We start from the raw sequence: 24,846 nt of genomic DNA, 5'->3' as shown, positions 1-24,846 counted from the left end.
GGACAGCGACGAGTGCGACCGGCCGGCCTGCGCTCGCCGGTCGTACGGGAGCGCTTCGCGGCTGTTGCGGCTGAGCGCCGGCCCGTAGCGTGGCCGCCTCGCCTCCGCCTGGACATCGAGCGTCAGAAAAGGCCCGCCGGAGGGCGCGTGCCGGTCGTGCGCCGGGGCCGGTCGGAAGGCGCCAGTCGGGGGGCAATCAGTCCGTCGGCGCGACCAGTGGAGGGGCAGTGAACGTCACCGACGTCACGATCGTGGAGGTCAGCCCGCGCGACGGGCTGCAGAACGAGAGCGTGATCCTGTCGACCGGCGCGAAGGTGGAGCTGATTCACCGGCTCGTCGCGGCGGGCACCACCCGGATCGAGGCGGTCTCGTTCGCCCACCCCAAGCTGGTGCCGGCGATGGCCGATGCCGAGGCGGTGATAGAGCAGGTCCCGCGCGTCGACGGCGTCTCCTACGCCGGGCTGGTGCTCAACCGACGCGGCCTGGACCGGGCACTGGCCACCGGCGTCGACGAGGTGAACGTGGTGGTCTGCGTCAGCGACACCTTCAGCCGGCGCAACCAGAACATGTCCACCGAGGAGGCGATGCGCGCTGCCGAGGACGTCGTGGACGCGGCCCGCGCCAATGGCCTGTTCACCACCGTGACCCTGGCCACCGCCTTCGGCTGCCCGTTCGAGGGCGAGGTCTCCCGCGACCGGGTGGTCGAGCTGGCCGAGCAGTCAGCGCACTGGGGCGTGCACGAGCTGTGCCTGGCCGACACCATCGGTGTCGGCGTCCCCACCCAGGTCCGCGACCTGACCCACGCCACCCGCGACGGCATCGGCGGCGACCAGCAGCTGCGCTTCCACTTCCACAACACCCGTAACACCGGCTTCGCCAACGCCGTCGCCGCCGTCGACACCGGCGTGACCGTGCTCGACGCCAGCGCCGGCGGCATCGGCGGCTGCCCGTTCGCCCCCGCCGCCACCGGCAACATCGCCACCGACGACCTCCTCTACCTACTCCACCGCATGGGGATGCGCACCGGCATCGACCTGCCCGCCCTGCTGCCCACCGCCAGCTTCCTCACCGACCAACTCGGTCATGACGTCCCGGCCCTGCTCCCCCGCGCCAACACCTTCCCGTGACCGTGCGACGCGACCGCGCCGAACTCAACGACGACCGAGGATCCGGCGCCGGGGCTTGGCCGGCCGCGGAACGCCCAGCAGCGAGGCCGCGACACCCGCGAGCGCCAGCCGGGCCGGTGAGGCGGGCACCGCCTCCGCCAGGATCCGGCCGCCGGCCAGCGCGGTGTCCAGCCCCGCCACGTCCGCCGGCACGAAGACGAGGTCGGTGACGCCGGCGTAGCGGGCCAGTGCGCCACGGATCTCCTGCTCGGCGTTGCCGGGGATCACGCCGCCGCGCAGCTTGTTCACGACGACCACAGGCGCAATGCCGGGAACGGCGTCGGCGAGCTCGGCCAGCCCGCGGACGAGCCGCTGCAGGCCGACCGGGTCGGCCGCGCCGACTGCGTAGACGGTGTCGGCGGCCTCCAGCACGGTGAGCGTCGCACCGTTGCGGCGCGGGGCTGCCGTGTCGTACGCGAGCTCCTCGTCCTGCTCGAGGGCGAAGCCGCAGTCCACGACGGTGACCGGCGTCAACGAGCGGCACACCTCGAGCACGACCTCCAGGGCGGCCGGTCGCAGCTCGGTCCAGCGGTCGGCCCGCGCGATGCCGGACAGCACCCGCAGCGTGGGGCTGACGGTGCGGGCGAGCCCGGCCAGCGCGGCGAGGTCGAGCATCCCGTTGTTGGCCAGGCGGCAGGACGCAGCCAACCCGGGCGCCTCGTCGAGCAGGCCGAGCACCTGCGCGACGGCTCCGCCGTAGACGTCGGCGTCGATGAGCATCGTCGGACGGCCCAGCGCGGCCAGCTCGCCGGCGAGGGTCACGGCGACGGTGGTCCGGCCGGGTGCGCCGGTCGGGCCCCACACCGCCAGGATCCGACCGGTGCCGAGACCGACCTCCGGGACGTCCACCGGCTCCGGCGGCGGCGGCAGGTCGGGCAACGCCGCCCGCGGATCGGCCAGCGCCGTCCGCTCACCCGCGGTGGGTGCCGCGGCGCAGGTCACGGCGAGCAGGACGGCGGCAGACAACTCCTCCGGCGAGCTGTCCGAGGACAGGACGTGCAGGACCCCGAGCTGGCGCAGGCGACGCTCGGCCCCCTCGTCGGCGGGCGGGACGAGTCCGACGACGGCGACACCGGCAACCGCCAGCCGGCCGAGCCCGTCACGATCGAGCCGGCGCAGGTCAGCCGAGAGCAGCGCCGCCCGCGCCTGGCCCGTCGCGGCGGTCGCCAGCAGGTCGGCCAGGTCGACGCAGCGCCGGACGACCGAGACGCCGAGGTCGCCACGCTCCAGCGCGGCGACGAGCGAAGCCTCCCAACGGGCATCACTGACGGCGGTGAGTACGGGGACCGCCATCAGCCCGCTCCGGACCCGGCTACCGGCTCGAGCCGGCCCGACGACTCGGCCGCGCGCGGTAGCCGGACGAGGTCGATGCGCCCGAGCGACATCGCGGAGACCAGCGCGGAGACCTCGCTCGGGCGGACCTGCAGGACGAACGGGACGGCCGTGGACCCGCTGAAGCCGGCGCCGTCGGACCGCACCTCGAGCACCGTCACACCCTGCAGGACCAGCTGGGCGCCGCGCAGCTCCAGCGGACGCACGGTCGCCGGACCCGCCGGCCCGCCCCCTGCTGCCGCGGCATCGTCCCGGCTGCGGCGGTCCGGCGTGACCCAGACGTCCACCTGGGCGTTCGCGGCCAGCCCTGGCGGGGCGTGGCCGACGTCGACGGGCACGGTGACCAGGCGGTAGTCCACATCCTCCCCCGGGACGACGAGCGCTTCGAGCGGCAACAGCTCGCCGCTCCCGACGGCACGGCGCAGGACCAGCCCGCTGGGGCTCCGGTCGTCCGCGACGCCGACGTAGGCAGCGGCGTTCTCGAACAGCCGAACCCGCACCGGGGTCAGGTCCTTCTCACCGAGCACACTGCCGGCGGTGAGGTCCCTGGCGGCGGCGTAGACCAGGGTGCTGCGGTCCGCGGAGGACAGCACGCGCGCGCCCACCACCACGCTGACCAGCACGAGCAGCACGCCGAGCACCAGCCGGCTGTCGAGCCACCCGGGGCTGGACAGCCGGCTCGCCGGGGGCGAGGAGGGGGTGTCGGACAACGCTCCTCCTGGGTCTGCGCGCCCGGCGCGGCCGGGGGCGCCGCACATGGTGTCCTACCGGCAGCATCCCCGCAGCCGTGTCCACAGGCCGCCACCGGGAGGCGAGCTGTCCCGGTCCCGGTCGCCGAGTCGTACAGCTGCTGTGGACAATCTGCCCGGCACGGAACGGACGGTGCCAGACTCGGGGGAGCGGGCAGGCCCGCTTCACCGACGATCGAGGAGGGCTCCATGGCTGCCGGGCGCTTCCTGCAGCTCACCGACGTGGCGGAGGTCCTGAACATCTCCTCCTCCCAGACCTACGCGCTGGTCCGGTCCGGCGAGCTGCCGGCCATCAAGATCGGCGGGCGCGGGCAGTGGCGAGTGGAACGGTCCGCACTCGAGGAGTACATCCAGCGCTGCTACGCCGAGACGCGGGCCTTCCTCAGCACCCAGCAGGCACGAGACGGTGAGCTCGTCGAGGACTGACCACCGGGGCGATCAGTCGCTGCGCACCACAGCGATCGCCGTCAGCGGCACCAGCCTGACCTGACGGACCGCGCCCGCCCGGCGCGCCTCCCCCGCGGCGTGCTCGGCCAGGTCCAGGTGATCCACGCCGACGCGGTCCAGCGTGCCGGTCACCACCGAACCGTCGACCAGGCCGAGGCTGACGCCGGTACGACTTCTCGCCAGGCCACGCAGCGCCCACCGCAGGTCCAGGCGCCTGGTCACCGGACTGTGGTCCGGGGCGGCGGAGCGCGCCCCCACTCCCGTCACGCCGAGCACCGCCGCCAGCGGCACCAGCACCTCCCGAACACCCGGCTCCTCCAGCAGCAGCCAGTCGGTGCCGGCATCGAGCAGCTGCCCACGCAGCAGCCCGACTCCCGGCAGGGTCACCACGACAGAGGCGCCGACGGCAGGCCGCAGCCGGTCGGCCAGGCGCAGCAGCGCCGCCTCCCGCCGGGTGCGCTCGGCCACCTCCCCGGCCAACTCCGCCGTCCGTGCGGCGTCGAACTGCGCCTCCAAGTCCTCGAACAACCGCTGCCAGCGCATGGACACACCCTGACTGCTGAACCGATGCGGCGCAACCTGTGTTGACCCATTGTAGATGAAGGTTTATAACATCAAACGCACACAAACGAACGTATACACGGGCGGGGGACACATGAACACCAGGACACGCCGTCCGACCCGCCGCCCGACCCGCCGCGCGGTCGCGCTCGGCACCCTTACCGCCGGACTGCTGCTCGTCGTGGCCGCACCCGGCCCCACTGCCGCCGTGCAGCAGCTGCGTGAGGTCGGCAGCGCGACCGACCAGACGGCGCCACTCGTCGCCCTGCTGGCACTGCTCGCCTGGGGGCTGACGACCTGGCTCGCCCTCACCGTGGCGCTGACGGCCGGCGGGCACCTGCCGGGCCTGACCGGCCGCGCCTTCGCCGCCGCCGCCCGCCGGATCGCCCCCACCGCGGTGTGCCGGGCGGTCGAGGTCACGCTCGGTCTCACCGTGGCGCTCGGGATGTGCGGCGCCCCTCCGGCGGTCGCCGCACCCGGCGCTCCAGTTGCCCCCCGCGCGCCGGCCGTCCCGGACGCCGCCCCGGACGCCCTCGGCGGGCCGGGCGTCGTCCCGGCCGCTGTCCCGGGCGTCAGCCTCGACTGGGGCGCGGCCACTGCTGCCGGCCCGGTCGTCGTACGCCCGGGCGACTCGCTCTGGAGGCTGGCCGCGCAGGACCTGAGGAGGCGCGGTGGCGCAGCGCCCAGCAATGCCGAGATTGCCCAGGCCTGGCCCTCCTGGTGGGCGGCCAACCGCGAAGCCGTCGGCGACGACCCCGACGTGATCCAGCCCGGCACCCGCCTGACCCCGCCACCCGCCTCGCCCTGAGCCCACTCTCCGGAGGACTCCATGTCCGTTCCCTCACCCGAGGCGCCGCTGCGCCTCGTCCCGCCGGCCACCCTGCCGGTGCTGCGCCTGCTGCCGGTCCCCGCCAGCGAGCCGCCCTACGACGACGAGCTGCCACTGGCCCACGTCGCTGCCCCGGCCACGCCGTGGGGGCCGCTGCGCGCCCTGGTCTCCGTCCCGCTGCGGCTCGTTCCGGATCTGCCGTCCAGGCCTGCCGACGACGTGACCCCCGACCGGATCCGTACTCCCGTGGACGAGCTGCCGCCGGCGCGCACGGTGGCGCGGGCTCTGGTGCAGGGGCTGCTCGAGGTCCTGGCCGGCGTACGAGCAGTCCGTCAGCTGCAGCGGCTGACGACACCGGAGCTCTTCCTGCAGCTCGAGCAGGCGGTGCACGCCGCGGCGGCCCCCACCGGCCTGCGCCCCGGCACCGGAGCGGTACGCAGCCTGCACGTGCAGGAGCGCGCCGAGGGGGTGGCCGAGGTCTGCGCAACCGTGCGGCGCGGTCCGCGGATGGCGGCCTTCGCCCTGCGGCTGGAGGACGTCGATGGCCGCTGGTGCTGCACGGAGCTGGTCGGCCTCTGAGCCAGGCACCGACAGCTGGCGGACCTGTTGTGCAGCGGCTTGTGCAGGAGAGGTCACGTTCTGGGAAATCTTGCGCTCTCCTGCATCACCCTGTCGGGCGCACCCCCGACCCCACGGCGGCGGGCGGGCGGAGACAGTGCGGAAGAGCCTCACGTCGCCTGCTGGACCGCGGAGCGCCGGGCGGATCCCGAAGTCAGTGCCGCGGGTCCCCGTGGCAGCGCTTGTACTTGCGGCCCGAGCCGCAGGCACACAGCTCGTTGCGGCTCTGGGTGTGCTGCCCTGAGGCGGGAACGGGGCGCTGGCCGGGCGGCGCGGCGGACGCGGGGCCGGACGCGGCGGAGGACGCGGGTCCGGCCGAGCGCTGCACGCCGGTGGAGCCGGGGGCGCCGTCGAAGGCCGGCCCGGTGTACTCGACCTCGGCCGGACGCTCCGGCCGGCCGAAAGCGTCCGGGAGCGCCGATGCTGCGGGAGCGACCGGCGCCATGGCTGCGCCGGCCGGCACCGCTCCGGCCGGCGCTCCACCGGCCGCCGGCCGCTCCCGGCCGTTCGACAGGTGCTCGACGAAGACCTCGCCGGGATTCTCACCAGGACCGCTGGCCACCAGGTCGGCCGGAACGGCGGGCTTCGGGACGGCGGCGGCCGCCTCGTCGACCTTGACCTCGACGTTGAACAGGAAGCCGACCGATTCCTCCTTGATCGCCTCCATCATCGAGGCGAACATGTCGAAGCCCTCGCGCTGGTACTCCACCAGCGGGTCGCGCTGGCCCATGGCCCGCAGGCCGATGCCCTCCTGCAGGTAGTCCATCTCGTAGAGGTGCTCGCGCCACTTGCGGTCCATCACCGACAGCAGCACCCGCCGCTCGAGCTCGCGCATCACCGGCTCGCCGTTCGGCGCGAGGCCGAGCGCCGCCTCACGGGCGTCGTAGGCCGCGGACGCATCCGCCTGGATGTCCTCGATCAGGCCGTCGGCGCTCAGGCCGTCGCGGTCCGCGTCGTACTTCTCCAACGCCAGGCTCACGGGGTAGAGCGTCTGCAAGGCCGTCCACAACTGCTCGAGGTCCCACTCGGTCGGGTAGCCCTCGGCGGTGGCGGCGTAGACGTACATCTCGATGACGTCGTCGACCATGTTGCGGATCTGCTCGTGCAGGTCGGCACCGCTCAGCACCTTGCGGCGCTCGTCGTAGATGACGGTGCGCTGACGGTTGAGCACCTCGTCGTACTTCAGGACGTTCTTGCGGATCTCGAAGTTCTGCTGCTCGACCTGGGTCTGCGCGGAGCGGATCGCCCGGCTGACCATCTTGGACTCGATCGGCACGTCGTCGGGGATGTTCAGCCGATCCATGATCATCTCGACGGCGCCGGCATTGAACAGCCGCATCAGGTCGTCACCGAGCGAGAGGTAGAACCGGGACAGGCCCGGGTCGCCCTGTCGGCCGGAGCGGCCGCGCAACTGGTTGTCGATCCGGCGCGACTCGTGCCGCTCGGTCCCGAGGACGTAGAGCCCGCCGGCCCGCACCACCTCGTCGTGCTCGCTCTTGACCGACGCCGTGGCCCGCTCGAGCGCGTCCGGCCAGGCCTTCTCGTACTCCTCCGGCGTCTCGACCGGTGACAGGCCGCGGCTGCGCAGCTCGTCGGCGGCGATGTGCTCGGGATTGCCACCGAGCATGATGTCGGTGCCGCGGCCGGCCATGTTGGTGGCCACGGTGACGGCCCCCTTGCGTCCGGCCTGCGCGACGATCGTCGCCTCGCGGTCGTGCTGCTTGGCGTTGAGAACCTCGTGCGGGACGCCGCGCCGGCGCAGCAGCGTCGACAGGTGCTCGCTCTTCTCGACCGAGATGGTGCCCACCAGCACCGGCTGCCCGGCCTCGTGCTTCTCGGCGATGTCCTCCACGACAGCGTCGTACTTGGCGTCTTCGCTCTTGTAGACGACGTCGGCTTCATCGACCCGCTTCGGGTCACGGTTGGTCGGGATCTCGACCACGCCGAGGCCGTACGTCTGGCTGAACTCGGCTGCCTCGGTCGCGGCGGTGCCGGTCATGCCGCCGAGCTTGCTGTAGAGGCGGAAGTAGTTCTGCAGCGTGATGGTGGCCAGCGTCTGGTTCTCGTCCTTGATCCGGACGCCCTCCTTGGCCTCGATCGCCTGGTGCATCCCCTCGTTGTAGCGGCGGCCCGCCAGCACGCGGCCCGTGTGCTCGTCGACGATGAGCACCTCCCCGTCGATGACGACGTACTCCTTGTCCTTGCGGTAGAGCTCACGTGCCTTGAGGGCGTTGTTGAGGTAGCCCACCAGCGGGGTGTTGACCGACTCGTAGAGGTTGTCGATGCCGAGCTGGTCCTCGACCTTCTCCACCCCCGACTCGGTGATCGCCACCGTGCGCTTCTTCTCGTCGACCTCGTAGTCGACGTCGCGGACCAACCGCGGGATGATCCGCGCGAACTCGGAGTACCACTTCGTCGCCTGGTCGGAGGGTCCGCTGATGATCAGTGGCGTGCGGGCCTCGTCGATGAGGATCGAGTCGACCTCGTCGACGATGGCGAAGTGGTGGCCCCGCTGCACGAGCTCCTCGGCGCTCCAGGCCATGTTGTCGCGCAGGTAGTCGAAGCCGAACTCGTTGTTGGTGCCGTAGGTGATGTCGCAGGCGTAGTTCGGGCGGCGCTGCTCGGGGCGCTCGTTGGCCAGGATCACCCCCACGGACAGGCCGAGGAACCGGTGCACGCGACCCATCCACTCCGCGTCGCGGCGGGCCAGGTAGTCGTTGACGGTGACGATGTGCACGCCGTGGCCGGCCAGACCGTTGAGGTAGGCCGGCAGCACCGAGGTCAGCGTCTTGCCCTCGCCCGTGCGCATCTCGGCGATGTTGCCCATGTGCAGCGCCGCACCGCCCATGACCTGCACGTCGAAGTGCCGCTGCCCCAGCGTGCGGCGGGCGCCCTCGCGACCGACCGCGAAGGCCTCGACGAGGATGTCCTCGACGTTCTCGCCGTCGGCCAGCCGCCGGCGGAAGACGTCGGTCTCCTGGCGCAGCTCGGCGTCGGTCATCGCGACGAACTCGGCCTCGACGCCGTTGACCGCATCGGCGATGTTCTTGAGCCGGCGAAGGGTCTTGCCCTCGCCGGCACGCAGGAGCTTCTGCAGGACCACGCGTTGCACCTCTTCGGTAGGACGTCTGGGTCATCGTAGGCGCCGCGCGTGCGAGATCGTCCCCTCGGCCGGTCCGGCGTTGGGCCCAATGCTGCCGTGAACGAGGGCGTCCTGCGCGGCGGGATGCTGCACCGCGGCAAGCACGTGGACTGCTGGCCCGGCGGGCTGCTCCCAGGCGACCGATGAGGACGTCACGGAGCGGCCGCCGGCGCCCACCGAGCTGCGGACCGAGCGGCTGCTGGGGGCTGGGCCACGTCGACGACGTCGTGCCGAGGAGTGGGCGGCGGGGACGAACGCCAATGTCGCCGTGGTGGAGGCGCGCGACGGCACGCTGCTCGGCCTGCCGCGGGTCGAGCCCTTGCGTCCTACCAAGCTCCGCGTGGGGGTGACCCCTCCGTAGGACGCAAGGAGCCGCGGGGTCAACTGGTGTAGTGGCGGCGCTCCCAGCTGGACCGCACCGGCTCCTGGGGACGCGCCGGCTGCGGCCGCGCCTCGTCCGCCCGCGCTTCGCCTGTCGGCGCATCGGCTGTCCGCGCCGACGCCGCCCGCGCCGGCTCGGAGCTGAACCCCCGCAGCCGCAGCGAGTTGGTTACGACGAACACGCTCGAGAAGGCCATGGCCGCCGCGGCGATGACCGGGTTGAGCAGCCCCGCGAGCGCGAGCGGGATGCCGAGCACGTTGTAGGCGAAGGCCCAGAACAGGTTGCCCTTGATGACGCGCAGCGTGCGACGGCTCAGCCGGATCGCGTCGGCAGCGGCGGTGAGGTCGCCGCGCACGAGCGTCAGGTCGCTCGCTTCGATCGCCACGTCGGTGCCGGTGCCGATGGCCAGGCCGAGGTCGGCCTGCGCGAGCGCGGGGGCGTCGTTGACGCCGTCACCCACCATCGCCACGACCCGGCCCTGCTCCTGCAGCCGCTTCACGACCGACACCTTGTCGGCCGGCAGCACGTCGGCGACGACCTCGTCGATGCCCACCTCCTGCGCGCCCGCGCGCGCGGTCGCCTCGTTGTCGCCGGTCAGCAGCACCGGGTGCAGCCCGAGCGCGCGCAGCCGCCGGACCGCCGACGCACTGCTCGACTTGACGGTGTCGGCGACCACCAGCGCCGCCCGCACCTGTCCGTCCCAGCCGGCGACGACGACGGTACGACCGGCGGCTCGCGCGGCGTCCACCTCCGCCTGCAGCTGCTCGGGCATGCGCAGCGACCGGTCAGCCAGCAGCTGCGGGCGGCCGACGACGAGCGCGTAGCCGTCCACGACACCCTGCACCCCCAGCCCCTCGCGGTTGTCGAAGGACTCCACGGGGGGCAACGGGCCGACCCGTTCGCGGGCCGCCTCGGCGATCGCCCGCGCGATCGGGTGCTCGCTGGCGTCCTCCAGCGCACCCACCAGGCGCAGCACCTCGCGCTCGTCGGCGCCGGCCGTGTGCACCGAGACCAGCGACATCTGCCCGGTGGTGACCGTGCCGGTCTTGTCGAGCACGACCGTGTCGATCCGCCGGGTGCTCTCGAGCACCTCCGGTCCCTTGATGAGGATGCCCAGCTGCGCACCGCGGCCGGTCCCGACCAGCAGCGCGGTGGGCGTGGCGAGCCCGAGGGCGCAGGGGCAGGCGATCACCAGCACCGCGACGGCGACCGTGATCGCCTTGGCGGTGGAGGCACCGGCGCCGAGCCACCAGCCCAGACCCGCGACCGACAACGCGATCACGATCGGCACGAAGACCGCGGCGACCCGGTCGGCCAGCCGCTGGACCGGCGCCTTGCCGGTCTGCGCGGCGGTGACCAGCCGGCCGATCTGCGCCAGCGCCGTATCGCTGCCGACGCGGGTGGCCTCCACGACCAGGCGACCGCCGACGTTGACGGTCGCACCGGTGACGCCGTCGCCCTCCCCCACCTCGACCGGCACGGACTCGCCGGTCAGCAGGGACAGGTCCACGGCGCTGCGACCCTCCACCACCACCCCGTCGGTAGCGATCTTCTCGCCCGGTCGGACGACGAAGCGGTCGCCGACCGCCAGCGCGTCGACCGGCACCCGCTCCTCGCGCCCGTCCGCCGTCAGCCGCGCGGCCTCCTTGGCGCCCAGCTGCAGCAGTGCCTGGAGTGCGGCACCGCTGCTCCGCTTGGCGCGGGCCTCGAGGTAGCGGCCGGCGAGCAGGAAGGCGGTCAGCGCAGCCCCGACCTCCAGGTAGAGCTCCGGGGTGCTGCCGTGCGAGCCGATCCGCAGCTCGAACGGCATCCGGAAGCCGGTGTCGCCCGCGGCCGTCGTCAGCAGCACGACGATGGAGTAGACCCAGCTGACCAGCGCGCCCATGGACACCAACGTGTCCATCGACGCCGTGCCGAGCCTGAGGTTGGCCCACGCGACGCGGTGGAACGGCCAGGCCCCCCACAGCACGACCGGCGTGGTCAGCTGGAGCGCGACCCACTGCCAGTTGTCGAACTGCAGCGCCGGCACCATCGACAGCGCCAGTACGGGCAGGGTCAGCGCCCAGGAGACGGCCAGCCGGCGCCGCAGCGACGTCGTCGGGTCGAGCGGCTCGGCCCGCGGCTGGTCCATCGCCTGCGGTGTCGGGAGCACCGCCTTGTAGCCGGCAGCCTCCACGGCCCGGACGAGGTCCTGCGGGGTCACGGCGGTCTCGTCGTACTCCACGGACGCCTGCTCGGTGGCGTAGTTGACCGTCGCGGTGACGCCGTCGAGCTTGTTGAGCTTGCGCTCGATGCGGTTCGCGCAGGAGGCGCAGGTCATCCCCTGCACGGGCAGGTCCAGTGCGCTCATGCGCTCGACTCCAGGGTGAAGGGCACGGTCCGTACGACGTCGTCGACGCGCAGTTCGAGGAACAGCCGGTAGCTGCCCGGACCGGGCAGCTGCGCGGCGTACGTCGTGGTGGCGCCCTCCTCGCGGGCCGGGTGGACGTGGGTGTAGGCCAGGTCACCGGCGCGGAACGCGACCAGATGGCCGCGCGCGCCGAGATAGGGCTGCGGGACGACGGGCGTTCCGTCGGTGCGGGAGGCGGTGAAGGACAGCTCGCTGCCGTCGCGGGACAGTGCGACGCGCAGGTCGCCCACGGTCGCGGTCGGCTCGGGCGCGGGCAGCGGCCGCGCCTCGAGCGGCCCGGGCACGGCCAGGTCGACCGCGAGGCTGCGGCGCTCGCCGCCGGTGGAGAAGTCGGCGACGGCGCGGTAGGAGCCGGCGGCCAGGATCAGCGGGACGCTCCAGGTGCCGTCGGCCGCGAGCTCCGGATGGACGTGGGCGTGCCGCGCCAGGTCGCGACTGACCAGCACGAGATGCATCTGCTTGCCCTGCTCGACGTCGTACGCGGTGACCGGCCGGCCGCCGTCGCCGAGCACCCGGAAGGTGAAGGGTCGCGTCTGCCTGGCCGGCAGGGTGGTGGTCGGGACGTCCAGGCGCAGCCCGCCGGCGGACAGGGTGGTGCCCAGCGGCCCGGCGCCCACGTCCGGACCGGGGCGGTCGCCGCCGTGCGCGGCGTGCGCACCGGCCTCCAGCGGAGCGGCATCCGCGACGTCACCGGTCGCCCGTCCCAGCGCGAGCGCCCCCACCAGCACGGCCACCAGGCCGACACCGAAGACGCCGAGCCGGACGGCAGGGGTCAGCTCTCTCACGAGGCCACCGAGTAGCCGGCTTCCTCGACGGCCGCCTGCACCGCCTCGTCGGAGATCCCCTTGCCGGTCACCGTGACGGCGCCGGTCTCGAGCACCACGTCCACGGACGAGACGCCGGCCACTGCGCCGACCTCCTCGCTGACCGACGAGACGCAATGGCCGCAGGTCATGCCGGTGACGGTGTAGGTGTAGGTGCGCTGCTCCATGGTGTCCTCCTGGGGTGGGACCGAATCCGGGTCAACGCTACCCCGAGGGGGTATGTTCCCGGCTCATGGCCGACGGCCTCCCCCTACCCACCGACCCGGCCACCGCCCCCGCACCGCGCCGACCCGCGGCTGCACCGCCACCAAAGATGGCTGTCAGGTGATCTCGAGCAGCTTCTCTCGGACCGCGTAGACCACGGCCTCCATCCGCGAGTGCAACTGGAGCTTCTCGAGGATGTTGCGGATGTGGTTCTTCACGGTGTTCTCGCTGATGAACAACTGCTTGGCGATGTCGCGGTTGTTCATCCCCTTGGCGACCAGCTTGAGGACCTCCATCTCGCGGTCGGTGAGCCGTGGGGTCGGGACCTGCTGCCGGTCGTCCGTCTTCTTGATCATCGTGGCGAACTCGGTGAGCAGCTTGCTCGCCATCGACGGGCTGATCAGCGATTGTCCGCCGTGGACGGCGCGGATCGCCGAGGCGACCTCCTCGATGGAGATCTCCTTCAGCAGGTAGCCCATCGCACCGGCCTTGATGGCGTCGTAGAGGTCGGCCTCCTCGTCCGAGATCGTCAGCATGATGATCTTCGAGGACGGGACCGTCTCGTGGATCGCGGTGCAGGCGTCGATGCCGCCCCGCTTGGGCATCCGGACGTCCATCAGGACGATGTCGGGCAGCGTCTCGGTCGCGGCCGTGATCGCCTCGGCGCCGTCGCTGGCCTCACCGACCACCTCGATGTCGGGCTCCTGCTCGAGCACCATCTGCAGGCCGCGGCGGAACAGGGCGTGATCGTCGACGACGAGCACGCGGATCGGCTCGACGACAAGACCCCCGGGGGCAGGCACAGGACCCGGGGCCGGCATGTCGGTCAAGGAGCCTCCCAGCTCGTCGGACGCACAACGGCGGTGCGGCCGCGCCGATGTCCCGGGAACCCGGGAACTTGGCCATCCTGTCACGCACCCGCCGCGGGCAAGGCCGCTTGCCCCGGACGGGCGCGGCGGCCTCAGCCGGCCGCCAGCCGGATGACGCCGTAGTCGTAGCCGTGCCGCCGGTAGACGACGCTGGGCAGCCCGCTCGCCGCGTCGGCGAACAGGTAGAAGTCGTGGCCGACCAGCTCCATCTCGTGCAGCGCGTCGGCCGTCGTCATCGGCACCGCGCTGTGCGTCTTGTCGCGCACGATGAGCGACTCGGTGTCGTCGGCGCCCGGCTCGGGCGGGTCGAGCAGGGCCACCGCTTCGTAGGCCGTCTCCGCGGACGAGCCGTTGCTCGGCGCCGTCAGCGGCGGCAAGTCGGCCGGCAGCCCGGCCGTCGCCTCCGCCACCGAGGGCGGGGTGTGCCGGCCGTGGTGCACCCGGCGGCGGTCGTGCGCCTTGCGCAGTCGCGCTTCGAGCTTGAGCACCGCGGCGTCGAGAGCGGCGTAGAAGTCGGCGGCGCAGGCCTCGGCGCGGATCACCGGACCCTTGCTGTAGCAGGTGATCTCGATGCGCTGGCAGCGGTCGGACTGGCGAGGGTTCTTTTCGTGCATGAGCTCGACGTCTATCCGGATGGCCCGCGAGTCCAAGCGTTCCGAGGGAGCCAACTTGACGGCCACGTGCTCGCGATAGTGGTCCGGCACCTCGACGTTCCGGCCTTTGACGACGATGTCCACGCGGGTCCTCCTGCAGATCGGGATGGCGACGGCAGAGCCGCAGCGGGCTGCGCCCGCACAGCTCGGGTGTTCGCGTAGGGAGCGGCTGGTGCTCGGAACTGGCCTCCTCTCCGAGTCGGCGGACCCCGGAGTCCGGGGCCATTGCCCCGACGCTAGACCGGTCCGGGCCCGCTGGACAGAGGTGCCGTCCCTCGAACTCTGCCCACCACGTCGGGTGCCGCAGCCCTTCCCCGTTCGACCCGCTTCGCACCTGTCCGGCGCGCGGTCGCTGCGACCGCCGCCGCCCCGCGCACGTCGGCACCGGCCGCCCGCAGCGCCCGGGCGGCCTCCACGAGCGTGGAACCGGTGGTGACCACGTCGTCGACGACCACGACCACCAGCCCGTCGAGCCGCCGGCGTGCCCGCAGCGCGCCGGCGAGGTTGGCGGCGCGGGCCGCGGCGTCCAGCCCGGCCTGGTCGGCGACCTGGCGGGCGCCGGTCAGCACCGGCCGGGCGCAACCGGCCGGCAACCGCCGCGCCGCCGCGGTCGCGAGCCGGCGGGCGTGGTCGTGCCCCCGCGCGCGCACGCTCGCCGGCGACGAGGGCACCGGCACCAGCACGATGCGAGCCGGGAGCTCCAGCAGGGTGACCGCTCCAGCGAGGGCGGCACCCAGCGGCCGGGCCAGCCCGAGCCGGCCGTGCTCCTTGTGCGCCAGCAGGACAGCGCGGGCGACCCCGTCGTAGGCCGTCGCGACCGCCAGGTCGGGCAGTCCCGGCGGGCACGGGTCGGGTCGGTGCCGGCGCGGCGCTCCGAAGCCGGCCAGGCAGGCCGCGCACAGGCCCCGCCCGGAGCCGCCGCAACCCGGGCACTCCTGTGGCAGGACCAGGTCGAGCAGGTCGGCCAGCACGGCGACGACCCTGCGCCCCGCGCCACGCCGGGGGAAGAGCCGCCAGGGCAGCTGTGGATCAGCTGGGAGAGCTGTGGATCAGCCGGGCAGTGTGAATCAGCCCGGATAGGCCGGTGCGCTCCCGGCCTCTCCGCCCCCCGGTACCTCGCGGAACAGGGTACCGGTATCGCGGAACAGCCGGGGCTGACCGTCCACCAGCGCACCGACGACCAGCGGCCGGCCGGCTGCGGCCGCGACCTTCACCGCGTCCCCGGACAACCCCGGCCGCTGGACCACCGTCGGTCCGGCGGAACCGTCCACGGTGACGTTCCACAGCACGACCTGCGAGCCACCGGAGGAGGCGAGCACCGCCAGCGTCGTCCCGGACTGCCACGCCACGTCGGTGACGTCGGTGAGCAGGCGTGCCACGGGACCGGCGGCCACGTCGATCCGCGGCCCGGCGGGTCCGGGCTCGATCCGGCCGACGTAGAGGCGGCGCGCCGTGCCGGTGCCGAAGACGAGTGCGATCCGGGCGCCGTCGCGGGAGACCCGCAGTCCGCTGAGCGGTCCGGCGCCGGTCGGTTGCTCGTACGGCACCGCACAGGGGTCTGCTCGGGGCGGCCGGCCGACCGGCGCCAGCAGGCAGACAGCGGGCCGAGCGCCGTCCGCGACCAGCCACAGGCCCTGGTCGCCGGGTCCCCACGAGAGCGAGCCGAGGCCGGGTCGGCGCAGGACTGGCGAGCCGAACGGCCCCTCGGGCGGCCCCGTGCGCACCTCGTCCAGGTCGTCCGCGACACGGCTGAGCAGGCCCAGCGCCCCGCCGGCCGGACTGACCGCGACGGCGTCGACGGGCAGCGGGCCGGGGCCGGTGGCCTCCGACTCCGGCAGCGGGCCGTCCAGGCTGCGCAGCTTGCGGCCCTGCACGTAGTAGAGCGGGGCCTGCGGGTCGACCCCCGCGGGGTGGTACTCCGGCCAGTCCTTCCGGCTCTGCACCTCCCCGGCGCCCTCGACCTGGAAGGGCCGCCCCTCGACCAGCAGCCGGACCCCCTGGAAGGCGGGCACCAGCGTCCACGCGAACTGCGCGGACAGCCGCTGTCGTCCCCGGGCCCCGAGCGCCTCGACCTCGCCCGTCAGGTCGACGGTGACCACGCCGTCCCGCTCCACCACCGGCGAGGCGAGCCCGGTCCCCGCCGGGAGCGCGCTGGTCACCGCCGGGCGAAGGGGCGGGGTCGCCCCGCCGACCAGAGCTCCGACCAGGGCCGACGCACGGGCCGCCGTCTCCGGGAGGAACACCCGGTCCGGCACCAGCCGTCCGGTCGCCTCCCCGTCCAGCGCGCGGGCCAGGAAGTGCACGTCGTACGGCCGGAAGGAGCGCTCGCGGGCCTTGCCGGTCAGGTGCAGGCCGGCAGGCACCGATGTCAGGCGGTACTCCCCGGACGGCATCCGGCCCACGACGTAGGTCGCGGGAACCGGGGCGTCGTCGAGGACGAAGGCGCCAGTCGGGTGGATGCGGGCCGTCGTGTCGAAGCGGACCGTGAAGGTGAGCGGGTCCTGGCCGGTGCCCTCGACGAAGCCGCGGGCGCGGTAGACGACCGCCCCCTGCTCGTCGTCCCACGTCGTGCCGGGAGCCAGGAACGTCCGGGCCACGGCGTGGCCGTCGTCGGGGCTGCTCTGCGCGTTGAGAAAGCCGCGGACGATGTCCTGCGGGCTGGCCCCCGGCTGTGGACCGGGCGGAATCACGCGGACCGGCGCCGGCTCCTCCCGCGCCGCCTCCACCTGGCCGGCGGGCTGCACCCCCTCGGTCAGCGGCAGCCCGCAGGCCGGCAGCAGCAGCAGCGCGAGGAGCGCGAACGGTCGCCTCACGACGGTCTGCCGGGGAGTTCGAGAGGGGTATTGGGTGCGGTCCGGCCGGCCTTGCGCGGCAGCGTCATCCGGAAGACCGAGCCCTCCCCCGGGATCCCGGCCGCCTGCAGCCAGCCGCCGTGCAGACGCACGTCCTCGAGCGCGATGGCCAGGCCCAGCCCGGTGCCGCCGGTGGTCCGTGCCCGGGAGGGGTCGCCGCGCCAGAAGCGGGTGAACACCATCCCGGCCTGGCCGGGCTGCAGGCCGACACCCGAGTCGCGGACGCTGACGGTGACGATCTCGCGGGTCGAGGCCAGCCGCACCTCGACCGGCCGGCCCTCGCCGTGCTCGACGGCGTTGACCACCAGGTTGCGCAGTGCCCGCTCGATGCGCAGCGGCTCGATGTCGGCCACGACCGGCCAGACCGGCAGGACGACGTCGAGCCGGCTGCCCTTGCGCTCGGCGAGCGGTGCGGCGGCGGCGGCCACCCGGCGGACCAGCGGACACAGATCCACCGGCGACGCGTCCAGCGAAGCGGCCTTGGCGTCGTACCGGCTGATCTCGAGCAGGTCGACGAGCAGCGCCTCGAAGCGGTCCAGCTCGGCCTGCAGCAGCTCGGCGGCTCGGGCCGGTGAGGGCGGGAAGTCCTCGCGCGCGTCGTAGAGGACGTCGGCGGCCATCCGCACGGTGGTCAGCGGCGTCCGCAGCTCGTGCGAGACGTCGGAGACGAACCGGCGCTGGACGCGGGAGAGGTCCTCGAGCTGCTGGATCTGGCTCTGCAACGCGCCGGCCATCGAGTTGAAGGTGGAACCCAGCCGGGCGATCTCGTCCTCGCCGCGCACCCGGAGCCGCTCGTCGAGCCGGCCCTCGGCGAGCCGCTCGGCCGTCGACGCCGCAGCCCGTACTGGGGCGACGACCTGTCGCGCGACCAGGCCCGTGATGAGGGCGAGCAGCGCCACGAGCAGCAGCCCGGCGGCGGCGATGGTGCGCCGGACCAGATCGAGGGTCTGCTTCTCGGTGGTCAGCGGGAAGAACTGGAAGACCCGGTAGTCCCCGAGCACCGGCACGCGGAACGAGGAGCCGACGACCACACCGGGCTCACGCGCACCGCCGGCCGGGACGTCGGCATGGACGTAGGCCATGCCCGGCGCAATCTGCAGTCGCGCGTCCAGGTCCACCGGGATGTCGGCCAGCTCGGCGTCGCCCGCCTCGTAACTGCTACCGCGCGAGGGGCCGGCGACGACGACCGAGGACGAGGAGCGGCTGCGCACCTCCGCGGCGAGCTCCTCCAGCAGCAGCTCCTGCGCCTCGGCGCTGCGATCCTCGATGCCGATGCGCGCCTCGAGCAGTAGCAGGGCCGAGCGTGCCTCGGCCAGGGACGTGCGGGTCTTGGCCTGCACGAGGCCGCGGCCGACCGACTCGAGCAGCAGCGAGGCGAACAGCGCCATGATGACGCCGGACACGACCAGCGTGCTGACCACGACCCGGGTCTGCAGCGACCGTCGCCACCTGCGCGCCGCGGCCGAGCCGGCCGCGTGCGCCGCCGCGGCCGCGCCCTCGAGAGCACGCCGCCACGGCGGGTCCAGCGAGACGGGGGCCGGTCGCGGGCGGCTGGGTGGGTCGACCGGCCCGGTGCCTACCGGTGCCGGTGCGCCGGGCAGGCCGGGGGTCAGGCCGGACCTGCCTTGTAGCCGACCCCCCGGACCGTGACCACGACCTGGGGGTGCTCGGGGTCGCGCTCGACCTTCGCGCGCAGCCGCTGCACGTGCACGTTGACCAGCCGGGTGTCGGCGGCGTGCCGGTAGTGCCACACCTGCTCGAGCAGCACCTCGCGGGTGAAGACGGTGTGCGGCTTACGGGCCAGCGCGACCAGCAGGTCGAACTCGAGCGGTGTCAGCTGCACCTGCTCGCTGCCCCGCACCACCTTGTGGCCGGGTACGTCGATGGTCAGCGGGTCCTCCGGCGGGCCGATGGTCAGCGTCTCCGGCTCGGCGTCCTCACGCTGGCGCAGCCGCGCCCGCAGCCGGGCCACCAGCTCCTTGGGCTTGAACGGCTTGACGACGTAGTCGTCCGCACCGCTCTCCAGGCCGAGCACCACGTCGAGGGTGTCGCTGCGCGCGGTGAGCATGACGATCGGGACGCCGCTCTCCGCGCGGATCTGGCGGCAGACCTCGATGCCGTCGGTGCCGGGCAGCATCAGGTCGAGCAGGACCAGGTCGGGCTTCTCCCGCCGGAAGGCCCCGAGGGCGGCGTCGCCGTTCGCGACGAAGGCCGGGTCCAGGCCCTCGCCGCGCAGCACGATGCCGAGCATCTCGGCCAGTGCCGGGTCGTCGTCGACGACGAGCACGCGGCCCTTCATGCCGCACCCGATGTCCGCATCGCTCCATCGTCGCACCACAGACCGGCCGCGGGAGGGGAAAGCCACTCTGGCCGTGCCAGCATGGGCAGCACCGGGACCACCGGCACCGCCACGGAAGAGGGAGCATGAACGAACCCGGTTGGACCGCACCCGAGGGCTGGGGTCCGCCGACGCCGTCCGCCCCGCCGCCGGCTCCGCCGCCGTCCGGCGAGCCGCAGTACGGGCAGCCGCAGTACGGGCAGCCACCGGATCCACCGCGGCCGGACGTGAAGCCGGGGGTCGTGCCGCTGCGACCGCTGGGGCTGGGCGAGCTGCTCGACGGGGCCGTCGGCGTCGTCCGCCGCTATCCGCGGCCGACCCTGACCATGTCGGCCGTCATCGCCGTCGTCGCGACCGTCGTCAACGTGGGCCTGTTGCTGAGCGCCTTCCGCCCGTTCGTCGACCCGGACTCCGCCGCGGACCTGCAGGGCGGGGACCTCGAGGCGCTGGAGGCGGCGCTGGGCGGGGTCGCGGTCGGTGGGCTGCTGACGGGCCTGCTGGCGGTGCTGTCCGGCGCCATCCTGACCGGCGTCGTCACCGCGGTGGTCGGCAAGGCGGTGCTGGGCCAGCCGCTCGGCCTGGCCGGCGTCTGGGAGCAGGTCCGGCCGCGGCTGCTCGGGCTGCTCGCCGTCGCCGCCCTGCTCGGGCTGCTCGCCGGCGGCCTGGTCTTCGCCGCCGCCCTGGTCGGCACGCTGATGATCGCGATCGGCGGGCCGCTGCTCGCCCTCCTGGGCGTGCCGCTGATCCTGGGCGGCGTGGCCGCAGCGATCTACCTCTACATCCGGTACTCCCTGGCGCCCTGCGCGCTCGTGCTCGAGCGGCTCGACGTCCGCACCAGCCTGCACCGGTCGGCGGTCCTGGTGAAGGGCGACTGGTGGCGGGTCTTCGGCATCACCGGGCTGACCTTCCTGATCGCCGGATTCATCAGCCTGGTGGTGCAGGTGCCGTTCGCACTGCTCGGCGACGGCTCGACGGCGGGCCTCACCGGTGGTGGGGACGTGCTGGCCACCCGCGCCCTCATCGCCTCCTCGATCGGCAGCATCGTCGCGGCGACGCTGGTCGACCCGTTCCAGGCCGGTGTCCGGGCACTGCTCTACGTCGACCGGCGGATGCGCGCCGAGGGCCTGGACGTGGCGCTGACAGCGGCGGCCAGCGACCGGTCGTGAGGCTGCTGGACCTGGACCGCGAGGCGGCCCGCCAGGCGGCCCGGGAGGAACTGTCCCGCCCGGAGTACGACGCCGCGCAGCCGCCGCTGCTGATCCGCCTGGCCGGTCGGCTCCTGCGCGTCCTGGGTGATCTGTTCGACAATGCCGCGGACGCGGTCCCGGGCGGCCCCGCCGGGCTGCTCTTGCTGTTCCTGCTGCTGGGCGGCGCGGTCGCCATCGTGCTCGCCAGGGTCCGGCCGTCCGCGCAGGGCGGGAGCCGGCAGGCGCCGCTGTTCGCCGGCAGCGCCCTGCTGACGGCCCCGGAGCACCGGGCGCTGGCGCAGGTCGCGGCCGCCGAGTCGCGCTGGGCCGACGCGGTGCGCGAGCGGCTGCGTGCGGTCGTCCGCGACCTGGAGACCCGCGGCGCGCTGGACCGCCGGGCCGGCCGCACCGCCGGTGAGGTCGCCCGGGACGGCGGCGCCGCGGGGCCCCCGGCCGCCGAGGACCTGCTCCGTGCCGCCGTCCTGTTCGACGAGGTCTGGTACGGCGGTCGCGCCGCCGACGCGGCCTCGTACGCCGTGCTGGTCGAGGTGGACGAGCGGGTCGGGCGCAGCCGGATCGGGGTGGCGTGACCGGCACCGCGGGTCGGACCGGTGCCGAGCCGCTCACCGCCAGCGGCCCGACCGTCCGCTCCGCCACTCGGGCAGCGCGCGGACCGGCGCTCGTGGTGGCCGGGGTGGTGCTGGTGGGGGTGGTCGTCGGCGTCCTCGGCGCGACCGGCTCCGGTGGCCGGCTCGACCCCGACGCCTACAGCCCCGCCGGCGCACGGGCGCTGGCCACGCTGCTGCGGGACCGTGGCATCCCGGTCGAGCGAGTCGAGACGGTCGAGCAGGTGGTCGCGGCGGACGATCCCGCGGCGACGGTGGTCGTGCCCGCTCCTCAAACCCTGACCGGCAGCGAGCTGGCGGGGCTGGGCGGCCTGGTCGCGCCGTTGCTCGTCGTCGGCGCCGAGCAGGCCCAGCTCGAGCTGCTCGGGCTGCCGGTCCGGGCCGGCCCGGCGGTCCCGGTGGAGCGGCGCCGGCCCGGCTGCACGCTGCCGCTGGCGGGCACGGCCGGAGAGGTCGATCTGGGTGGCCCGACCTACGACGCCGAAGGGGTGCCCGCCGCCGGTTGCTACGCCGCCTCGGGCAGCGCGACGCTGCTGCGCCTTCCCTCGGTCGGCGTCACGCTGCTCGGCGACGGGACACCGCTGACCAACGAGCGGCTCGGCCACCGCGGCAACGCCGCCCTCGCCCTCGGCCTGCTCGGCGACGCCGACCGCGTCGTGTGGCTCGTCCCGCGCCCCGGCCGGACGGTGCCGGAGGGTGAGCAGCCGCCGCTGTCGGAGCTGGTCGCGGACGAGCTGAAGCTCGGCGCGCTGTGGCTGCTGGTCGTCGGTGCGGTGCTCGCGCTGTGGCGCGCCCGCCGGCTCGGCCGGGTCGTCGGGGAACCGCTGCCGGTGGTCGTGCGCGCCGCCGAGGCGGTCGAGGGGCGCGCCCGGCTCTACCACGCGGCCGGGGCCCGCGGGACGGCCGCCGAGGCACTGCGCGCCGCCACCCGCGAGCGGCTGGCCACCCGCGTCGGGCTGCCCGCAGGCGCGGAGCAGGCCTTCGTCGTCGCGCTGGTCGCCGAGCGCACCGGCAGCGACCGGGCCGTCGTCGGCGGGCTTCTGTACGGTGGCCCTCCGGTCGACGACGCCGCTCTGGTGCGGCTGGCCGGCGACCTTCGCATCCTCGAGCAGGCCCTGACCCGGGAGGTGGCCGGACCGTGACGGCACCGAGTGGACCGTCCCCCGACCGCCCCGAGCGACCCGCCCGCCGCCGGGCGGCGAGCTCGTCTCCGCCGACCACCCGGACCACCTCCGGGCGCGCCAGGGCCCCCCGCCGGGCGTCCGGCAGCGAAGGTGCCCGCGAGGCGCTGGTCGCGCTGCGCTCCGAGGTGGCCAAGGCGGTCGTCGGGCAGGACGCTGCGGTCACCGGTCTGGTTCTCGCGTTGCTCTGTCGCGGACACGTCCTGCTCGAGGGTGTGCCGGGCGTCGCGAAGACACTGCTGGTCCGCGCCGTCGCCGCGTCGCTGTCGCTCGACACCAAGCGGGTGCAGTTCACGCCCGACCTGATGCCCGGCGACATCACCGGCTCGCTGGTCTACGACAACCGGTCCTCGGCCTTCTCCTTCCGGGAGGGGCCGGTGTTCACCAACCTGCTGCTGGCGGACGAGATCAACCGCACACCGCCGAAGACGCAGGCGTCGCTGCTGGAGGCGATGGAGGAGCGGCAGGTCACCGTGGACGGGACGCCGCGACTGCTCCCCGACCCGTTCATCGTGTGCGCCACCCAGAACCCGGTCGAGTACGAAGGCACCTACCCGCTGCCGGAAGCGCAGCTCGACCGCTTTCTGCTCAAGCTCACCGTCGGGCTGCCGTCGCGCGAGGACGAGATCAAGGTCGTGGGCCCCCACGACAGAGGCTTCGACCCGCGCGACCTGCGTGCCGCCGGGCTACGGCCGGTCGCCGACGCGGCCGACCTGGCCGCCGGACGCGAGGCGGTGCGCGGCGTGACCGTCTCGCCCGAGGTGCTGGGCTATGTCGTCGACCTGTGCCGCGCGACGCGCAGCTCGCCGTCGCTGTCGCTGGGCGTCTCGCCCCGCGGCGCCACAGCGCTGCTGGCCGGCGCGAAGGCCTGGGCGTGGCTGTCCGGCCGCGACTACCTCACCCCCGACGACGTGAAGGCGCTCGCGCGACCCACCCTGCGGCACCGGGTCAGCGTCCGCCCCGAGGCCGAGCTGGAGGGTGTCACTGGCGACGGGGTCCTCGACGGCGTCCTGTCCTCGGTGCCCGTCCCCCGCTGACCGTGGCTGTCACACCGCGACGGAGCAGACCGGCCACACCACGACCGGGCAGGTCGGCACCGGGCAGGTCGGCACCGTGGCGCTGACCGGCCGGGCCGTGCTGCTCGCCCTGCTCGGCCTGCTGCCGGTGCTGCTGCTGCCGTCGCTGTGGACGGTGCTCGTCGTCGTCCTGCTGCTCACGGCGGTGTGCGTCGCAGATGCCCTGGCTGCACAACCGGTCTCGTCGCTGCGGCTGGTGCGCGGCGGAGCCACCGCCTGCCGGCTGGGCGAGCAGGTCGAGGTCAGCCTTGCGGTCACCAATCCGGGCCCACGCCGGCTACGCGGGCTGGTGCGTGATGCCTGGGTGCCGTCGGCCGGCGCGTCCCCCCGCTCCCATGCGCTCGAGGTGCCGCCGGGTGAGCGGCGCGTCCTGACGTCGGTCCTGCGACCGACCCGCCGCGGCGACCGCCTGCCGGACCGGGTGACGGTGCGTTCGTTCGGCCCGCTCGGCATCGCGGCTCGGCAGGGCCGGCACGAGTTGCCGTGGCGGGTACGCGTCCAGCCGCCGTTCGCCTCCCGCCGCTTCCTGCCGGAGCGGCTCGCCCGGCTGCGCCAGCTCGACGGGGCGGTTGCCGTGCGGGGCCGCGGACAGGGCACCGAGTTCGACGCGCTGCGCGACTATGTCGAGGGCGACGACGTGCGGTCCATCGACTGGCGCGCGACGGCCCGCCGGCAGGACGTCGTCGTACGCACCTGGCGGCCGGAGCGGGACCGCACGCTGATGCTCGTCCTGGACACCTCGCGCACCTCCGCGGGCCGGGTCGGCGACGCCCCCCGGCTCGACGCCGCGCTCGATGCCGCCCTGTTGCTCTGTGCGCTGGCCACGCGCGCCGGTGACCGGGTCGACCTGCTCGCCTTCGATCGGGAGCCGCGGGCGGCCGTCGAAGGCGTCGGCCGTGACGCACTGCTCCCGCGGGTCGTCGACGCGATGGCCGGGCTGGAGCCCGCGCTCGTGGAGAGCGACGGCCGCCGACTGGTCGGCGAGGTGCTGCGCCGCACCCGCCAGCGCTCGCTGGTGGTGCTGTTCACCTCTCTGGACACCGCCCCCCTGGAGCAGGGGCTGCTGCCGCACCTGAGCTCGCTGACCTCCCGGCACACCGTCCTGCTGGCTGCGGTCGCCGATCCGAGGGTGGAGCAGATGGCACGTGCCGGCGGCTCGGTCGAGGACGTCTACGCCGCCGCGGCCGCCGAGCGGGCGCGCACCGAGCGGCGCCGCCTGACGCTGCTCCTGCGGCGCCGGGGTGTCGAGGTCGTGGACGCCCCGCCGGAGACCTTCGCGCCGGCGGTAGCGGACGGCTACCTCGCACTGAAGGCCGCCGGCCGGCTCTGATCCGGGTGCGTCAGATCAGAAGGGTGCGGGCTCCTCGCTGGGGTCGGGTCCGGTGATCTGTTGCACCTGT

General features: G+C 74.1%; 22 protein-coding genes. 9 read left to right on the top strand and 13 right to left on the bottom strand.

The genetic code is table 11. The features are described from left to right. The first annotated feature begins 227 nt into the window (after positions 1 to 227). On the top strand, positions 228 to 1,127 hold the full coding sequence (locus WD794_12250) for a hydroxymethylglutaryl-CoA lyase (GenBank protein ID MEX2291081.1): 900 nt from the start codon (positions 228 to 230) through the stop codon (positions 1,125 to 1,127). 24 nt (positions 1,128 to 1,151) lie between these two features. Here the strand turns inward: WD794_12250 and WD794_12245 are convergent, their stop codons facing one another. Together WD794_12245 and WD794_12240 are read right to left on the bottom strand one after the other, a co-directional pair. Next, a complete protein-coding gene (locus WD794_12245; protein ID MEX2291080.1) occupies positions 1,152 to 2,459 on the bottom strand; it encodes a hypothetical protein in 1,308 nt (435 codons plus the stop codon). After that, positions 2,459 to 3,208: an SAF domain-containing protein gene (locus tag WD794_12240; protein MEX2291079.1), complete on the bottom strand. Its 750-nt coding sequence runs from the start codon at positions 3,206 to 3,208 to the stop codon at positions 2,459 to 2,461. The genes WD794_12245 and WD794_12240 overlap by 1 nt, the downstream gene beginning before the upstream one ends. A gap of 228 nt (positions 3,209 to 3,436) precedes the next feature. On the opposite strand from WD794_12240, the gene WD794_12235 reads away from it, so the two are divergent. Then, complete coding sequence (locus WD794_12235; GenBank protein MEX2291078.1) at positions 3,437 to 3,673, top strand: helix-turn-helix domain-containing protein; 237 nt, start codon at positions 3,437 to 3,439, stop codon at positions 3,671 to 3,673. Between the two features lie 12 nt (positions 3,674 to 3,685). Here the strand turns inward: WD794_12235 and WD794_12230 are convergent, their stop codons facing one another. Further along, entirely contained in the window at positions 3,686 to 4,237 is a 552-nt protein-coding gene (locus tag WD794_12230) for a hypothetical protein (protein ID MEX2291077.1), read from the bottom strand. Between the two features lie 112 nt (positions 4,238 to 4,349). Here WD794_12230 and WD794_12225 point away from each other — a divergent pair, with 112 nt between their 5' ends. Both WD794_12225 and WD794_12220 read left to right on the top strand, forming a co-directional pair. Continuing rightward, entirely contained in the window at positions 4,350 to 5,063 is a 714-nt protein-coding gene (locus WD794_12225) for a LysM domain-containing protein (protein MEX2291076.1), read from the top strand. 21 nt (positions 5,064 to 5,084) lie between these two features. Beyond that, entirely contained in the window at positions 5,085 to 5,663 is a 579-nt protein-coding gene (locus tag WD794_12220; protein MEX2291075.1) for an Rv3235 family protein, read from the top strand. Between the two features lie 193 nt (positions 5,664 to 5,856). Here the strand turns inward: WD794_12220 and secA are convergent, their stop codons facing one another. From secA to mtrA, 10 genes are all read right to left on the bottom strand, one after another. Further along, positions 5,857 to 8,814: a preprotein translocase subunit SecA gene (gene secA, locus WD794_12215; protein ID MEX2291074.1), complete on the bottom strand. Its 2,958-nt coding sequence runs from the start codon at positions 8,812 to 8,814 to the stop codon at positions 5,857 to 5,859. Positions 8,815 to 9,224: 410 nt separating this feature from the next. Further along, the gene (locus WD794_12210) at positions 9,225 to 11,576 is read right to left on the bottom strand and encodes a heavy metal translocating P-type ATPase (protein ID MEX2291073.1); all 2,352 of its coding nucleotides are present in this window, start codon (positions 11,574 to 11,576) and stop codon (positions 9,225 to 9,227) included. Then, complete coding sequence (locus tag WD794_12205) at positions 11,573 to 12,421, bottom strand: hypothetical protein (protein ID MEX2291072.1); 849 nt, start codon at positions 12,419 to 12,421, stop codon at positions 11,573 to 11,575. Before WD794_12205 ends, WD794_12210 begins: the two co-directional genes overlap by 4 nt. After that, a complete protein-coding gene (locus tag WD794_12200) occupies positions 12,418 to 12,627 on the bottom strand; it encodes a heavy-metal-associated domain-containing protein (protein ID MEX2291071.1) in 210 nt (69 codons plus the stop codon). Before WD794_12200 ends, WD794_12205 begins: the two co-directional genes overlap by 4 nt. A gap of 153 nt (positions 12,628 to 12,780) precedes the next feature. Continuing rightward, a complete protein-coding gene (locus WD794_12195; GenBank protein MEX2291070.1) occupies positions 12,781 to 13,485 on the bottom strand; it encodes a response regulator transcription factor in 705 nt (234 codons plus the stop codon). A gap of 140 nt (positions 13,486 to 13,625) precedes the next feature. Continuing rightward, positions 13,626 to 14,270 carry a ribosome-associated translation inhibitor RaiA gene (gene raiA / locus WD794_12190; protein ID MEX2291069.1) on the bottom strand — a complete coding sequence of 215 codons (645 nt, stop codon included), beginning with the start codon at positions 14,268 to 14,270 and terminating at the stop codon, positions 13,626 to 13,628. A 152-nt stretch (positions 14,271 to 14,422) separates the two neighbouring features. Beyond that, a complete protein-coding gene (locus WD794_12185) occupies positions 14,423 to 15,157 on the bottom strand; it encodes a phosphoribosyltransferase family protein (protein ID MEX2291068.1) in 735 nt (244 codons plus the stop codon). 96 nt (positions 15,158 to 15,253) lie between these two features. After that, positions 15,254 to 16,999 carry an LpqB family beta-propeller domain-containing protein gene (locus tag WD794_12180; protein MEX2291067.1) on the bottom strand — a complete coding sequence of 582 codons (1,746 nt, stop codon included), beginning with the start codon at positions 16,997 to 16,999 and terminating at the stop codon, positions 15,254 to 15,256. After that, positions 16,996 to 18,474 (bottom strand): MtrAB system histidine kinase MtrB, encoded by a 1,479-nt coding sequence (gene mtrB, locus WD794_12175; protein MEX2291066.1) that lies wholly within the window; start codon positions 18,472 to 18,474, stop codon positions 16,996 to 16,998. The genes WD794_12180 and mtrB overlap by 4 nt, the downstream gene beginning before the upstream one ends. A 173-nt stretch (positions 18,475 to 18,647) precedes the next feature. Then, positions 18,648 to 19,337, bottom strand: coding sequence for an MtrAB system response regulator MtrA (mtrA, locus tag WD794_12170; GenBank protein MEX2291065.1), 690 nt, complete (start codon positions 19,335 to 19,337; stop codon positions 18,648 to 18,650). 125 nt (positions 19,338 to 19,462) lie between these two features. Here mtrA and WD794_12165 point away from each other — a divergent pair, with 125 nt between their 5' ends. From WD794_12165 to WD794_12145, 5 genes are all read left to right on the top strand, one after another. Further along, complete coding sequence (locus tag WD794_12165; protein ID MEX2291064.1) at positions 19,463 to 20,542, top strand: hypothetical protein; 1,080 nt, start codon at positions 19,463 to 19,465, stop codon at positions 20,540 to 20,542. Beyond that, positions 20,539 to 21,153 carry a DUF4129 domain-containing protein gene (locus WD794_12160; protein MEX2291063.1) on the top strand — a complete coding sequence of 205 codons (615 nt, stop codon included), beginning with the start codon at positions 20,539 to 20,541 and terminating at the stop codon, positions 21,151 to 21,153. Before WD794_12165 ends, WD794_12160 begins: the two co-directional genes overlap by 4 nt. Then, positions 21,150 to 22,331 carry a DUF4350 domain-containing protein gene (locus tag WD794_12155; GenBank protein ID MEX2291062.1) on the top strand — a complete coding sequence of 394 codons (1,182 nt, stop codon included), beginning with the start codon at positions 21,150 to 21,152 and terminating at the stop codon, positions 22,329 to 22,331. The genes WD794_12160 and WD794_12155 overlap by 4 nt, the downstream gene beginning before the upstream one ends. A 146-nt stretch (positions 22,332 to 22,477) precedes the next feature. Then, complete coding sequence (locus WD794_12150) at positions 22,478 to 23,407, top strand: MoxR family ATPase (GenBank protein MEX2291061.1); 930 nt, start codon at positions 22,478 to 22,480, stop codon at positions 23,405 to 23,407. A gap of 76 nt (positions 23,408 to 23,483) precedes the next feature. Then, a complete protein-coding gene (locus WD794_12145; protein MEX2291060.1) occupies positions 23,484 to 24,776 on the top strand; it encodes a DUF58 domain-containing protein in 1,293 nt (430 codons plus the stop codon). The last annotated feature ends 70 nt before the right edge of the window (positions 24,777 to 24,846 follow it).

It is taken from the genome of Mycobacteriales bacterium, assembly GCA_040902655.1.
Taxonomy (GTDB): Bacteria; Actinomycetota; Actinomycetes; order Mycobacteriales; family SCTD01; genus SCTD01.
Note: the sequence above shows the minus strand (reverse complement) of the source record. Positions and strands in the feature narration are given on the sequence as shown.